The organism is Streptomyces sp. ISL-100, assembly GCF_018614615.1.
Taxonomy (GTDB): Bacteria; Actinomycetota; Actinomycetes; order Streptomycetales; family Streptomycetaceae; genus Streptomyces.
The window spans coordinates 53,528-67,601 of the sequence record NZ_JAGGOK010000070.1 but is presented as its reverse complement, the minus strand read 5'-3'; the positions used below and the strand labels follow the sequence as shown (position 1 = coordinate 67,601).

Sequence of the window (14,074 nt, the reverse complement as noted above, 5' to 3'; positions counted from 1 at the left end):
GCAGTACCACGCTCGGCGCATACTAAGCGGTCGCTTGCCCCGATGGGAACAGTCTCGGCACGATCAGCTCAGCCGGACGTCGTCAGAGCGCGACCGCCCCGCCCGCAGCCGCCGGCCCGACGAGCTCTTCCAGTACGTCCTCCATGGTCACGAAGCCGATGACAGTGCCCTTGTCGCCGGTGACGGCGGCCAGGTGCGTGCCCGCGGCCCGCATGGCGGTCATGGTGTCGTCGAGCGGCGTGTCGATCTCGACCCGGATCACCGGGTGCAGCACGCCGCGCGGGAACGGCCGGGTGCGCTCGACCACCCCGAGGGCGTCCTTGATGTGCAGGTAACCCAGCACCTCGTCGCCCGGCCCGGTGACCGGCAGCCGGGAGAATCCCCAGGTCGCCGCCGCCCGCTCCAGCTGCTGCGGGGTGGTGGTGTGGTCGACGGTGACGATCCTGCTGAGCGGCACCATCACCTCACCCACCGGCCGGTTGCCCAGTTCCAGGGCGTCGCGCAGGCGCTCACCGTCAGCCGGCGCCAGCAGACCGGCCTCGCTGGAGTCCTTGACGAGACGGGCGAGCTGGTCGTCGGTGAAGACGGACGTCACCTCGTTCTGCGGCTCGACCCTGAGCATCCGCAGCAGCACGTTGGCGAACGCGTTGATGCCGAAAATGACCGGCCGCAGAGCGCGGGTCAGCGCCACCAGTGCCGGAGCCAGCGCCAGCGCGGTCGGGACCGGGGCGGCGAGTGCGATGTTCTTCGGAACCATCTCGCCGATGAGCATGTGCAGGTACGTCGCCAGCGTCAGTGCGATCACGAACGCGATCGGGTGGATCAGCGAGTCCGGTACGCCGACGGCCTGGAATGGCGGTTCCAGCAGGTGGGCGATGGCCGGCTCGGCGACCGCACCGAGCACGAGCGAGGAGATGGTGATGCCGAGCTGCGCGGAGGCCATCACGGCGGACAGGTGCTCAAGGCCCCACAGGGTGCTCTTGGCGCGGCGGCTGCCCTGGAGGGCCTGCGGTTCGATCTGGCTGCGGCGTACGGAGATGAGAGCGAACTCCGCGCCGACGAAGAACGCGTTGGTAAGGAGGGTGAGCGCGCCGATGGCGAGCTGGAGGGCGGTCATCGGGCTTCCTCCGCGATCTTCGCTGCGGAAACGGGGGCGGCAGCGGGGGCGGAGACGGACGCTGTCGCGGTCGTGGACGACGCGCGTGCGGGTGCGGTGATCCGGACCCGGTCCGCGCGGTGGTGCTCCACATCGAGGACGGCGATCTTCCAGTCGTCGACGTCGAGCCGGTCGGCGGGCGCCGGAATACGCTCCAGACGCGTCGCGATGAGCCCGGCGAGTGTCTCGTACGGGCCGTCCGGGGCGGTGAAGCCGATCTCCTGGAGCTGGTCCAGACGGACGCTGCCGTCCGCTTCCCACACCGCGTGGCCGTCCGGCGACGGGTCACCGGCCGCGAGGCCGGGGCGTTCGTCCGGGTCGTGCTCGTCACGTACCTCACCGACGACTTCTTCGACGATGTCCTCGACGGTGGCGACTCCCGCCGTGCCGCCGTACTCGTCGATCACCACGGCCATGGTGCGGCTGCGGCGCAGCTGCTGAAGCATCCGGTCCACGGGGAGCGAATCGGGTACGAGCAGTGGCTCGGTGGTCAGGTCGGTGATCGGCGTCCGGTCCCGCTTCGTCTCGTCCAGGGCGAGTACGTCACGGATGTGAACCGTGCCGATCACCTCGTCCAGCGTGCCCCGGTAGACGGGGAACCGGGACAGCCCGGTCGCCAGCGTGAGGTTGGCGGCGTCGGCGGCGGTGGCGCGGGCCTCCAGGGCCTGAACGTCGACGCGCGGCGTCATGACGTTCTCCGCGGTCAGCGAGCCCAGGTGCAGGGTACGGACGAACAGTTCGGCGGAGTCCTGCTCGATCGCGCCCTCGCGGGCGGAGTGCTGCGCCAGTGCGACCAGTTCCTGCGGGGTACGGGCGGACGCCAGTTCCTCGGCGGGTTCCAGGCCGAAGCGTCGCACCATGCGGTTCGCCGTGTTGTTGAGGTGGCGGATCAGCGGACCGAAGGCGGCGGTGAACGCGCGCTGCGGTCCGGCCACGACCTTGGCTACGGCCAGCGGATTGGAGATCGCCCAGTTCTTCGGAACGAGCTCGCCGACCACCATGAGCACCACGGTGGACAGGGCGACGCCGAGCAGCGTCGCGACGGTGGACACAGCTCCGGCGGGCAGCCCGGCGGCTTCCAGCGGGCCGCGCAGCAGCACGGCCAGGGACGGCTCGGCGAGCATGCCGATCACCAGCGAGGTCACCGTGATGCCCAGCTGGGCGCCGGAGAGCTGGAAGGTCAGGCGCTTGGCGGCCTTCAGGGCGCTCACCGCGCCCCGCTCACCGGCCTGCGCGGCCCTTTCCAGCTCGCCACGCTCGACCGTGGTCAACGAGAACTCGGCCGCGACGAACAACGCGCACGCCAGGGTGAGTGCGAGAGCGAGGAGCAGAAGAAGAACTTCGATCACCGTGCCACCTCCGCCCCACGGTTCGAGGGGGCGGGAATGGCACGGCTCGTACTGGGAGGCTCACCCATTGCGGGACTGCAGCTCCTTCTTGGTCACATGTTCCGGGCGGGACGGAAGATCCCGCCCTCCAAGAGTAAAGGGGGCGCAAAGCGGCGTCAGGCGTCAGGTAACGGCGGTCACATCCACAGTACGGCCGGACACAGCGCGGCCCCCGGGCCGATCGATCGCCCGGGGGCCGCGCCGCGCCGGACGTCCGCTACCGGACGACCACCTCCGCGATCTGCGGGGTGCTGGCGCCCTCGCTCCACAGCAGTCGTACGGCCGAGACCGGTTCGTCGTCCACCGTGAATTCGCCGTAGCCGCCCTTGAGCGCGCCGACCGTACGCCAGTCGCCGTCCGCGGCCCGTACCTGCACGGCGCCCTGAGCGGAGCTGCCCTTCGGCTGGAGGACGGTCACTGACGACGCCGCGCGCGCCCCGCCGAGGTCGACCTGGAGTGCCTCGCCCGGTTCTGCCGCGCGTGCGGCGCGGTAGACACTCGTCACGTCTCCGTCGGCCGCCGCGCGCAGGCTGCTGCCCGTCGCCGCCGACGGTCCGCCGGACACGAACGCGTCCGTCGTCTCGACCGCGAACTCCCTCACGACGAGCCAGTTCGTCTGCCCCGCGGTGGCCCGCGCCCGTACGTACCGTGCCTTGGTACCTGCCGGAGCCGTCGCCGTCACGACGGGCTTGCCGGAGAACGTCGCGAGCTGTTCCCAGGAAGCACCGTCCGACGAGTACTCCAGCACCCCGTTCCGCATGTAGTCGTTCACACTGCCCGGCTTGCCCATGGCGAGCGAGATACGGCCGATCTCGCGTTCCGTGCGCAGGTCGACCGTCACCTGATCACCGGTGGCGGTGGCCCGGCTGCTCCAGAAGAACGTGCTGTCGTCCCCGTCGATCATCCGCCCGATCACGTTGCCCTGGTACGTCGGCAGGTTGGTGAGGCCCTTCACGGCGCCGCTGACGCCGAGCAGCCGGTCGTGCTCGGCGGCCGCGTCCTCGGTGAATTTGTCGAGCACTCCCTCGCCCACCACGACCGGGATCTTGCGCCCGTTCAGGTCGGTGTACGTGAACGACTTCGCGGCGGCCACGAGCCCGGGCAGTCGCTGCCGCTGGTCCCACGCCCGGGCGCCGTCTCCGTCGCGGGCCAGCTCGACCAGCCGCAGAGCCGCGCGCGTCGCGACGCCCCACGCCTCGGCGGCGTCGAGCCACGGCTCGCTGTCGTCGATGAACTCCTGCTCGGCGATACGGTCGCGCAGCACGTCCGGGGACTTCTGCAGACCCTCAAGGGCGCGGTCCAGCCGGGCCGCGTTCCCGGACTCCCAGAACCGCTCGACCGAGGCGGCCAGAGCGGGTGCCTGCTGTGCGTTGATGCGGGAGCTGTAGTTGACGTCGGAGAAGATCCGCAGCGCCTTCTCGGTCTTCGCATCGCCGCCCGCGTACTCGGAGATCGCCGTCTGCCATGAGGTGACCGGATCGTAGGCCGCGTCGTTCCACGTGTAGTCGGCGACCGTCATCAGCGGGACCTTCGAGGCGTACGCCTGGTTCATCGGGTTGGCGGTGATGCCGGAGCCGAGCTCGGCGGGCATCCCTTTCTCCCGGCCGTTGTACGGACCGAGCAGCAGCCGGTTGGTGACGTAGTCGTTCACCGGGTAGTTGTCCCAGAGCAGGATCGGGTGCGCGAAAACGTCACGCGCGGCCCTCGCCTGCGCCACCGTTATGACCGGCGCGATGACGCCGACACCGGTCCACTCGACCACCACGTCCTCGTCGAGCTGCTCGGCGAGCGCCTTCTTGTACGGGGACGGGGTGACGTTGTAGTACTCCGTCGGCACCATCTGGAGCGGCGCGGCGCCCGGGTGGGTGGCAATGAAGTCCCGGTTGACCCGGTTGAGGAGGTACGCCTGGGCGGCGCCGGCTGCGGCCGCGCCCGTTCCCCACTTGTCCTGGTCGGCCTGGCAGTTCCACTTGGTGTAACTGATGTCGTCGAGCGGGACGGCGTACGTGCGGATGCCGAGCTCCCAGACCGTCTTGAACTTGTCGGTCAGCGCCTTGATGTCGGCCTCGGAGCTGTAGCAGACACTCAGTCCCGGCGACAGCGCGTACGTGAACTCCACGTGCCGGGCGCGGGCCCGGTCGACGAGCTCCTTCATCTTCGCGAGCTGCGCGTCGGGGTACGGCTCCCGCCACCTCTCCCGCAGGTACGGGTCGTCCTTGGGCGAGTAGACGTAGATGTTCATCTTGTGCTCGCCGTAGAAGTCGAGCTGGTCGAGGCGGGCCGCGTGGGTCCACGGGATGCCGTAGAAGCCCTCGATGACGCCGCGGATCGTGGTGGTGGGCCAGTCGCGGATCTCGGCCCCCCCGACCTTCGCGCCGGGGCCCTTGCGTTCGGGCAGCAGCTGGCGCAGCGACTGGGCGGCGTAGTACGTACCGGCCGTGTCCTTGCCGGAGAGCGCGATACGGCGCTCACCGATGCCCAGGACATACCCCTCGGGTGGGAGTTGTCCGGGGCCTTCGATGTCCAGCGCTTCGAGCGCCCCGGCGGTCTGCGGGGTCTCCCCCGGGCCGCCGACGTACACGGTGAGCCGGCTCGGGACGGGGCGTTCCCCGCGTACGACCTGGTGCGCACCGGCGTCGAGGAGCGCCTGCTGAGTCACCTTCAGGGCGGCGGCATCAGCGTCGACGCCCGCGACGAGCGTCACCGTCGGGGTGATGGTGACGCGGTCGTCGCGCTGCCGGAGATCCTGCGGTGTCGGGGTGATGACGGGGGCGGATCTTCGGTCGGTGTCGGCCGGGGGGTCGGCGGCAGCCCCGGCGGCCGGAATCCCGAGCACGAGAGCGAGAGCGGAAGCGAGCATGGCGAGCGGGCGCAGGCGGAGCGTCACACGTCCTCCAGAGGTCCCGGCGAAAACTGTGGGCGATCGCGCATCACAACGCCACAGAATCCTCCTGGGGCCTGACAGGCTGTCAATGGCGCGCACGTCTAATCCAGACGATTCCGCAAGTCGCCCATGCCCATTCAACGTTGGGCCGGATAGCGGTATCCGTCCCTTGGTCCCCGCCGGGCCCGTCTCTTCCCCCATTCGGCGGCGGGAGACATACATGGAGGATGCCTGGGCAGTCGGGAGGAACGGAGCGATCAGAAGAGAGGCGGGAACATGACGGCAACGCCGGTGCTGATTTCGGAAGTTCCGCGGACGGAGGTCGCGACGAGCGCGCGGACCGGGACGCTTCCCGGGACGGGTGAGCTGCCGTGGATCGAGGATGCGGGGGCGGTTGCCCCGAAGGATGCCCGCAGTCTGTCAAAGGCGTTCTTCGACCAGCTTCAGGTCCTGGAGGAGGGCACGCCCGAGCACCAGTACGCCCGTACCACGCTCATCGAGATGAACCTCTCGCTGGTGCGGTTCGCCGCCGGGCGGTTCCGGGGCCGCGGTGGCGGCGGCGACATGGAGGACATCGTCCAGGTCGGCACCATCGGGCTGATCAAGGCCATCGACCGGTTCGACCTGAGCCGCGAGGTGGAGTTCGCCACCTTCGCCGTCCCCTACATCGTCGGCGAGATCAAGCGGTTCTTCCGCGACACGACCTGGGCCGTCCACGTCCCCCGGCGGCTGCAGGAGCTGCGGGTCGAGCTCGCCAAGGCCCGGGAGGAACTGGCGGCCACGCTGGACCGGGACCCGACGGTCAGGGAACTGGCCGGGCACCTGGAGCTCAGCGAGGACGAGGTCGTCGAAGGCCTCGTGGCCGCCAACGGCTATACCGCCGGCTCCCTGGACATGCCCAACGACCCCGGCGACGACGGCCACGCCAACAAGTCGCGCACCTTCGCCGATGTGCTGGGCGAGACGGACCCCGCCATGGAGACGGTCGAGGACCTCCAGACCCTGGCACCCCTGCTGGGCGAACTCGACGACCGTGAGCGGAACATCATCGAGATGCGCTTCGGCCAGGAGATGACGCAGTCCGAGATCGGAGCCGAGCTGGGCATCTCGCAGATGCACGTATCCCGCCTCCTCACCCGGACCCTCACCAGGCTCCGCGCCGGCATGCTCAGCGAAGCGTGAGCATCACCGCATCGCAGCATCACCGCATCACCGCATCACCGCATCACCGCATCACCGCATCACCGCATCAGGCTCAGCGGCTGAAGACCTCAAAAGTGACCGCGGGCTTTCCACCGAAGCGCTCCGCCGCGCGCTGCGCGTTCTGGGTGAGGAACGTACGGCAGTAGGCCTCCGGGTCCTCCGTCGTCAACGCCTCGATGTACGCACGGTGTTCGAGCAGCGAGCGTACGGAGCGCTCGAGCCCGGGCGTCGCGTCCACCGCATGGGTCGGCGTCGTGGAGCCCGCGACGGCGACCCAGCGCACCCCGTCCCAGGGCGCGAGCCCCTGCTCGGTGAGCTCGGGAAAGATCCAGCGGTTGCCGGCGTCGCCCGCCGCGTCCAGGGTGGCCCGGCCCACCGCCCGGTGGTCGGGCGTGTTCCAGGCGACGCCGCCCCAGGTGTCGCGGTGGTTGAGGGTGATGACGAGTTCGGGGCGGTGCTTGCGGATGGCGGCGGCGATGTCCCGGCGCAGCCCGGTCCCGTACTCGATCACGCCGTCCTTGTAGTCCAGGAACTCGACCGCCGAGACGCCGACAACCGCCGCGCTGGCCCGCTGCTCCTGCTCGCGCAGCGGGCCGCACTTGTCCGGCTCCAGGCTGTCGATCCCGGCCTCGCCACGGGAGGCGAGCAGGTACGTCACTTCGCGGCCGCCGTCGGTCCATCCCGCGATGGCGCCGGCGCACCCGTACTCGAGATCGTCCGGGTGCGCCACCACGGCGAGGGCGCGCTGCCAGTCGGAGGGCATCGGCTGAAGCTGGTGGGGCTGCTGCGGCTGCTGTGTCGGCTCGGTTGTCATGGGCGCAGAATAAGCGGCGAACCTCCCATTCCGGTTCTACTCGCGGGCTGTCGCCGCTGGTTGCCGCACTAGATGTCGCCGCGCGTCAGTGCGAGCAGCCGGTCCAGTACGCGCGCGCCGCCCGTCCGCAGACCGTCGTGTTCGAATTCGTCGGTGACCCAGGTGCGCAGGCCCTTGATGGTCCGCGCGGTCTGGAGCGCGTGCTCCGTGTCGACGTACATGTCGTCGTGGTAGACGGCGGCGGCGACCGGCACCTCATTCGCCGCGAGGCGCTCCGCGTCGTACAGCACGGGCCAGTCGGTACGTTCGGCGAGCAGCTGGGCCGTCTCGCGCAGCGGGCGCAGCGCCGGGTCGCAGTCGAAGTGCCAGGGGTGGATGGTCTCGCCCGTGAAGAGCACCGGCCCTTCGCCCGCGAGCGCCTTGCCGACGTCGAACTGCGGGAATCCGGCGCGCACCCGCTCGGCCGCCCAGGCGGTGGGCCGCGCGCCCTGGGCGTAGATCGCCTCGTGCAGGACGGCGTAGAGCGGGTGCGCGGCGTACGAGAGTGCCGTCTGCGCGGCCTCCTGGAAGGTGTCCGAGAGGGCGGGGCCGTGCGACGTACGGGCGAAGGCGTTCTCCAGGATGTAGTGCAGCTGGTGGCTGCCGTCGCCGGAGCCGAGCACGATGCCGAGGGACTGGAATGCCTCGGGGCTGAGGGTGTAGCCGCTCGGCAGCACGGTCTGGTTCTCGGTCAGGTGCTCGGCGATCCGGCGCGCCCGCTCGACGTCCTGGGGGTAACGGGCGTAGTGGGCGGCGTTTTTGCGCTCCATGCGGGGGAACGCCGCCTGGTAGACGTCGTCCGCGTGCCCGTCGAGGCTCGGCAGGCCGCCGGTGATGAGCACCGTACTCAGCCCTTCGGGGGCGGTGGTGAGGTAGTGGGTGGCGCAGAAGCCGCCGAAGCTCTGGCCGAGTACGGTCCAGGGCGAGCCGCCGGTCAGTTGGGGGCGGATGGTCTCGCAGTCGCGGACGATCGAGTCTGCGCGGAAGTGGGCGAGGTAGCCGGCCTGCTCCTGCGGGCCGCCGCACAGGGGCAGGCTCTGCCGGTTGGCGGGCGTGGAGAGCCCGGTGCCGCGCTGGTCGAGGAGCAGTACCCGGAAGTCCTGGAGTGCGCGGCCGAGCCACGCCTGGCGCCCGACGAAGCGGCGTGCGCCGAATCCCGGGCCGCCCTCCAGGTAGACCAGCCACGGCAGGTCCGCGGCGGCCCGGGAGCTGGACACGACCTCTCGCGCGAAGAGTTCGATGCGCTCCCCGGAGGGGCGGGCGTGGTCGAGGGGGACGGTGAAACGGTGGTCGGTGAGGACGGTGCCGGGCTGGCGATAGCTGGTCACAGTTACTCCCGTTCTGATCACTTCTGCATAGTTCAGCACACCCTGGGGCGGTGACTCGTACAGTCGCGGCCCGTGTGCGCCTTGTCCCTGCCGCTTCTACCGTGGCGTACATGATCCGGTTCGAGCAGGTCGGCAAGGTGTACCCGGACGGCACGGCCGCCGTCCACGACCTGTCCTTCGAGGTGGCGGAGGGTGAGCTGGTCACCCTGGTCGGCCCTTCGGGCTGCGGGAAGACGACCACCATGATGATGGTCAACCGGCTGATCGAGCCCACTTCGGGCCGGATCCTGGTGGCCGGAGAGGACATCGCGGCCGTCGACCCGGTCGGGCTGCGCCGCCGTATCGGCTACGTCATCCAGCAGGTCGGCCTCTTCCCGCACCGCACGGTCCTCGACAACACCGCCACGGTCCCCTTCCTCACCGGCTGGAAAAAGCCGAAGGCCCGGGCGCGGGCGGCGGAGCTCCTCGACCTGGTGGGGCTTGATCCGTCCGTGTACGGGTCCCGCTACCCGGACCAGCTGTCCGGCGGGCAGCGCCAGCGGGTCGGTGTCGCCCGCGCGCTGGCGGCCGATCCGCCGGTGCTCCTGATGGACGAACCGTTCGGAGCGGTCGACCCCGTGGTGCGCGAGCGCCTCCAGGACGAGTTCCTCGGCCTCCAGGCGACGGTCCGCAAGACGGTTCTGCTGGTGACGCACGACATCGAGGAGGCGGTGCGGATGGGTGACCGGATCGCGGTGTACGGACAGGGGCGCATCGAGCAGTTCGACACGCCGGCGACGGTGCTCGGCGCGCCCGCCACCCCCTATGTGGCCCAGTTCGTGGGCGCGGACCGGGGCCTGAAGCGGCTGTCCGTCACCGAGATCGAGGCCGCCGACCTGGAACAGCCACCGGTCGCCCGCCTGGACGAGCCCGCGCAGGACGCGGCGGCGCGGCTGCGCGCCGACGGCGCCCGGTGGGCCGTGGTCCTCACGGACGGGAACGACCTGCACGGCTGGGTGTCCACCGAAGAGCTGAGCATCGCGGGACAGGGCAGCGGCGGCACAGTGGGTGACCTGGCCCGCCGGATGGAGGCCCGGGTGCCGGTCGGGGCGCCTCTCAAGCAGGCGTTCAGCGAGATGCTGCAGTACGACGCGGGGTGGGTGGCGGTGCTCGACGGCGCGAAGTTCGTCGGCGTACTCACTCCGGCGAAGCTCCACGAGGCGCTGCGCCGGTCGGTCGACGCGGACGCGCGCGGCGTACCGCGCGGCCAGGTGGCCTTCGACTCGGTGGCGGACGCGTAGCGGCCAATCGCCCTTGCGCGGGGGCCTCTTGACCGGCATGCCGGGTGACTCCGGGTTGCGGGGAAGAAAGCGGGGGAAAGCGCTTGCCGAGTGACGCCGAGGAGCTCGCGTGGTGACCGGACACGAAGGACTGCCCGGCGGTATCGGTGTCTCGCTGCTCCGGGTGTACGACTGGCCCGCCGCCGACGGGCTGCGCGGCGGCACACCCCACCTCCACCTCACCTGCTCCGAGGGTTACTTGGTGACCGCCGGCCAGGGAGCCGTGCAGACGCTCACCGCGTCCGGCTTCCGGCAGACACCGCTCGCCGAGGGGGCGCTGGTGTGGTTCACGCCCGGCACCATTCACCGGCTGGTCAACGACGGCGGCCTGACCATCGTCGTACTCATGCAGAACCGCGGCCTCCCCGAGGCCGGCGACGCGGTACTCACCCTGCCCCCGCCCCTGCTGGCCGACCCGGCGGCGTACCGGGCCGCGGTGACGCTGCCCGCCGACGGCACCGAGGAGGAGCTGGCGCACGCGGCCCGGGTACGCCGCGACCTCGCCGTAGCGGGGTTCGCGGCGCTCCGCGCGGCGGCCGACGCCGGTGACCCCGGACCGCTCGCCGCGTTCCACCGGGCGGCGGCGGCTCTGGTCGGCCCGCTGACCGGCGGCTGGCGCGAACGGTGGCGGGAGGGGGCGGCTGCCGCGTCGGCCGCCACCGGGGACCAGCTCGACCGGCTGGGGGACGGTGACTGCGGATACCTCGCGCAGGCGCTCGTACGTGCCGAGCAGCCGGCGCACCGCGGAAGGTTCGGCATGTGCGGCCGTTTGGACGTCTACCCCGCGGCCTGATGCCTCAGCTGCCCGCCGGGATCAGCCTCTTGGACTCCAGGTAGTTCCGGGCGACGTCCTCCGGCAGCCTGCGCCAGCTGTCCACCTGCTCGTTGAGGGACGCCAGGTCCTTGGTCGTCAGTACGGTGTTGAGCCTGTCCAGCGCGCGCTTCACCCCGGCGGATCCGGCCCGCGACCTGTTGACCACCGGCACGATGCAGTCGGCGTTCTGGAGCTTCTTGTCGTCCTTCAGCAGGACCAGGCCGAAGTCGTCGAGGGTCGCGTCGGTCGTCGTGGTGAGGACCATCTGGTCCTGGCCGTTCTGGACGGCCTGCTTCGCCGGGGTGGTGCCGACGCCCAAGGGATCGACGGCGGTGATGTCGATGCCGTACGTCTTCTTGAGGCCGGGCTCGCAGTAGGGGCGCTGGACGCACTCGTCACCCGCCGCCAGACGCACCGGCTGCCCTGACCTGCCCAGGTCGGAGAGGGTCTTCAGCCGGTGTTTCGCGGCGTACGACGCGGCGACGGCGAAGGCGTTCTGGTCGACGGCGCGGCCCGCGTCGAGGACGACAAGGCCGCGCGGGGCGGCCAGCGCGCGCAGGGCGGTCATGGTGGCGCCGAGGTCGGGAGAGCCGACGGGCGCGGCGTCGGCGCCGTTGGCCTTGGAGTTCAGCCAGTCGGCGAAGGTGGCGGCGTACTCGGGTACGACGTCGATCTGGCCGCTCTCCAGGGCAGGTTCGTAGATCTCCCGGTTCGTTACGGACAGGATCGTGGTCTCGTATCCGGCCCGGTCGAGGAGGAGCGCGTACATCCGGGCGAGCAGGTCGCTCTCGGTGAAGCCCGCCGATCCGACGGTCAGCCGGTGGCTGTCGCCGGGCGGCGCGGTGACCTCGCCCCGCTCCTCCAGGGCGGGCCCTGTGGCGCAGGCGGTGAGGGTGAGCAGAAACGCGACGGCGGCGACGCGGACGGCTCTCACGTCGCACCGCGCCTTGTCCACTGGGGTCCGAGCCGCTGTGCGATCTCGAACAGACCCTCCATCAGCAGCGCGAAACCCGCCACCAGCACGGCCCCCGCGACCACCTGCGGGGTACTGGCGAGATTGAAGCCGGCGGTGATGATCCGGCCGAGGCCGCCGCCGCCCGCGAGCGCGGCGATCGTCGCGGTGGCGACGAGCTGTACGGCGGCGATACGCACTCCGGTGAGGATGAGCGGAAGGGCGAGCGGAAGCTCGACGCGCCACAGCAGCTGGCCGCCGGTCATGCCCATTCCGCGCGCCGCCCGGACGATGTCGCGGTCGACGCCGCGCATGCCGACGTAGGCGTTGGTGAGCAGCGGTGGTACGGCGAAGAGCACCAGCGCGATGATCGTCGGCCAGTCGCCGTGCCTGCCGATCGGGGTGAGCAGCAGCAGGACGAGGACGGCGAAGGTGGGCACGGCGCGGCCGACGTTGGAGATGTTGACGGCGAGCGCCCCGCCCTTGCCGAGATGGCCGAGTACGAGTGCGACGGGCAGCGCGATCAGGCAGCTGAGCAGCAGGCAGACGACAGTGAGGAAGAGATGCTCGCCGAGCCGGTTCCAGATGCCGCCCTCGCCCGACCAGTTCGCGGAGCTGGTGAGCCAGTCCCAGGCGGCGCTGAGGGTGTTCACGCTCGCGCCTCCCGCATCCAGGGCGTCAGCGCCCTCTGTAAACCGAGCAGCAGGAGGTCGGCGGCGACGGCGATCACGACGCACAGGACGGACGCGGTGAGCACCTGGGCCTTGAAGTAGGTGTTCATGCCGGTGTAGATGAGGTTGCCGAGGCCGCCGTACCCGACGATCGCGCCAATGGTGACGAGGGAGACCGCGGAGACGGTGGCGATGCGCAGGCCGGCCATGGCGGCGGGGAGTGCGAGGGGCAGTTCGACGGCGAGCAGCAGCCTGACGGGCCCGTAACCCATGCCGCGGGCGGCCTGCCGGGTCTCTTCGGGCACCGCGCGCAGTCCGGCGAGGATGTTGCGTACGAGCAGGGTGAGGGAGTAGAGGACGAGCCCCGCGATAACGAGCCAGGCGGAGAGCCCGTACACCGGCAGCAGCAGCGAGAACATCGCGAGCGACGGGATCGTGTAGAGGACGGTCGTCACGCCGAGCACCGGCCCCGCCGCCCCGCGCCGGCGGCGGGCGGCCACGGCGAGGGGGACGGCGAGCACCAGGCCGAGGAGGACGGAGACGACGGTCAGCTGGAGGTGCTGGAGTACGGCGTCCAGGAGGATCTCGCGGCGGGTGGAAAGGTACTCGGCGCAGAGCCACTCATTGCGCGCGAGGCAGTCGTCCGGGGGCGCGGTCACCCTTTCATTGCAGCCCGGGGCCGGTCGGGGCCGCGCGTATTGGTGGACTGTTCGGGGTGGGCTGCCCCTGGCTGCGCTCCCCTGTTCATGGCCAAACTGAAATTCGGGACATGAGCAGAGATAATGCGTCTAGTGGTCTCCAAGGGGGTGGAACAAGACAAGGCGAGGTGTGACAGCCAGGCAAGGTGTGACAACAGTCCGCATACGGCCAGGTGGGAGCAGCCTTGATCCGCGTTCTTCTCGTCGAGAACACCCGCCTCGTGCGGGGAGCGCTTGCCGCTCTTCTCTCTCGCGAAGAGGACATCGAAGTGGTCGCCGAAGGCGACGGGAATGGCGAGGTCCTCGCGCGGGCGCTGATGTGCCGCCCCGATGTGGTCGTGATCGACGTCGACTGCAAGGAGGGCGAGGATCTCGCCGCGAAGGGTGAACTGAGCGCGCGTCTCCCCGACTGCCAGATGCTGCTGATGATGGCCTCCCCCACACCCGAGCGCCTCCGGCGCGTGCTCGACCTGCACGCCGCCGGTGTGATCAGCACGAACGCCCCGCCCGACCGCCTTGTCTACGGCGTCCGGAAGCTGGTCAGGGGCCAGCGGTTCATCGATCCGGAGTTCGCGCTGGTCGCCCTGGACGCGGGAGAGAACCCGCTGACCCCCCGAGAAGTGGAAGTCCTGCGGATGGCCGCTGACGGCACGCCCACAAGGGACATCGCCGAGCGGATGTCCCTGTCTGTGGGCACGGTCCGCAACCACCTGTCGGCAATCACGAACAAGCTCGGGGGACGCAACCGGATCGATGCGATCCGGATAGCTCGGGAGTCGGGCTGGGTGTGACGCCGGAGCACGGAACA

12 protein-coding genes are annotated in these 14,074 nt (G+C 70.5%); 4 read left to right on the top strand and 8 right to left on the bottom strand.

The window, feature by feature from the left end; genetic code table 11:
- Positions 1 to 82: 82 nt before the first annotated feature.
- The 3 genes from J7E89_RS30170 to J7E89_RS30160 all read right to left on the bottom strand — a co-directional run bounded on the left by J7E89_RS30170 (position 83) and on the right by J7E89_RS30160 (position 5,404).
- Complete coding sequence (locus tag J7E89_RS30170; RefSeq protein WP_214977639.1) at positions 83 to 1,117, bottom strand: hemolysin family protein; 1,035 nt, start codon at positions 1,115 to 1,117, stop codon at positions 83 to 85.
- Positions 1,114 to 2,505, bottom strand: a complete 1,392-nt coding sequence (locus J7E89_RS30165; protein ID WP_214977638.1) for a hemolysin family protein — start codon at positions 2,503 to 2,505, stop codon at positions 1,114 to 1,116. Before J7E89_RS30165 ends, J7E89_RS30170 begins: the two co-directional genes overlap by 4 nt.
- Positions 2,506 to 2,761: 256 nt before the next feature.
- On the bottom strand, positions 2,762 to 5,404 hold the full coding sequence (locus tag J7E89_RS30160) for a beta-N-acetylglucosaminidase domain-containing protein (protein ID WP_214977790.1): 2,643 nt from the start codon (positions 5,402 to 5,404) through the stop codon (positions 2,762 to 2,764).
- 300 nt (positions 5,405 to 5,704) lie between these two features.
- Between J7E89_RS30160 and J7E89_RS30155 the strand changes: the two genes are divergently transcribed.
- Positions 5,705 to 6,610 (top strand): SigB/SigF/SigG family RNA polymerase sigma factor, encoded by a 906-nt coding sequence (locus J7E89_RS30155; protein ID WP_214977637.1) that lies wholly within the window; start codon positions 5,705 to 5,707, stop codon positions 6,608 to 6,610.
- A gap of 73 nt (positions 6,611 to 6,683) precedes the next feature.
- On the opposite strand, the gene J7E89_RS30150 is transcribed toward J7E89_RS30155, so the two are convergent.
- The gene (locus tag J7E89_RS30150) at positions 6,684 to 7,445 is read right to left on the bottom strand and encodes a PIG-L deacetylase family protein (RefSeq protein ID WP_251061291.1); all 762 of its coding nucleotides are present in this window, start codon (positions 7,443 to 7,445) and stop codon (positions 6,684 to 6,686) included.
- A 68-nt stretch (positions 7,446 to 7,513) separates the two neighbouring features.
- Positions 7,514 to 8,812 (bottom strand): alpha/beta fold hydrolase, encoded by a 1,299-nt coding sequence (locus J7E89_RS30145; RefSeq protein ID WP_214977636.1) that lies wholly within the window; start codon positions 8,810 to 8,812, stop codon positions 7,514 to 7,516.
- Positions 8,813 to 8,922: 110 nt separating this feature from the next.
- Between J7E89_RS30145 and J7E89_RS30140 the strand changes: the two genes are divergently transcribed.
- Entirely contained in the window at positions 8,923 to 10,092 is a 1,170-nt protein-coding gene (locus J7E89_RS30140; RefSeq protein ID WP_214977635.1) for an ABC transporter ATP-binding protein, read from the top strand.
- Between the two features lie 112 nt (positions 10,093 to 10,204).
- Positions 10,205 to 10,924, top strand: coding sequence for a cupin (locus tag J7E89_RS30135; RefSeq protein WP_214977634.1), 720 nt, complete (start codon positions 10,205 to 10,207; stop codon positions 10,922 to 10,924).
- A gap of 4 nt (positions 10,925 to 10,928) precedes the next feature.
- On the opposite strand, the gene J7E89_RS30130 is transcribed toward J7E89_RS30135, so the two are convergent.
- The 3 genes from J7E89_RS30130 to J7E89_RS30120 are packed head-to-tail and all read right to left on the bottom strand — an operon-like array spanning position 10,929 to position 13,227.
- Complete coding sequence (locus J7E89_RS30130; RefSeq protein WP_214977633.1) at positions 10,929 to 11,879, bottom strand: ABC transporter substrate-binding protein; 951 nt, start codon at positions 11,877 to 11,879, stop codon at positions 10,929 to 10,931.
- The gene (locus J7E89_RS30125) at positions 11,876 to 12,550 is read right to left on the bottom strand and encodes an ABC transporter permease (RefSeq protein WP_214977632.1); all 675 of its coding nucleotides are present in this window, start codon (positions 12,548 to 12,550) and stop codon (positions 11,876 to 11,878) included. The genes J7E89_RS30130 and J7E89_RS30125 overlap by 4 nt, the downstream gene beginning before the upstream one ends.
- Positions 12,547 to 13,227 carry an ABC transporter permease gene (locus tag J7E89_RS30120; protein ID WP_214977631.1) on the bottom strand — a complete coding sequence of 227 codons (681 nt, stop codon included), beginning with the start codon at positions 13,225 to 13,227 and terminating at the stop codon, positions 12,547 to 12,549. Before J7E89_RS30120 ends, J7E89_RS30125 begins: the two co-directional genes overlap by 4 nt.
- A 224-nt stretch (positions 13,228 to 13,451) precedes the next feature.
- Between J7E89_RS30120 and J7E89_RS30115 the strand changes: the two genes are divergently transcribed.
- On the top strand, positions 13,452 to 14,057 hold the full coding sequence (locus J7E89_RS30115; protein ID WP_214977630.1) for a response regulator transcription factor: 606 nt from the start codon (positions 13,452 to 13,454) through the stop codon (positions 14,055 to 14,057).
- The last annotated feature ends 17 nt before the right edge of the window (positions 14,058 to 14,074 follow it).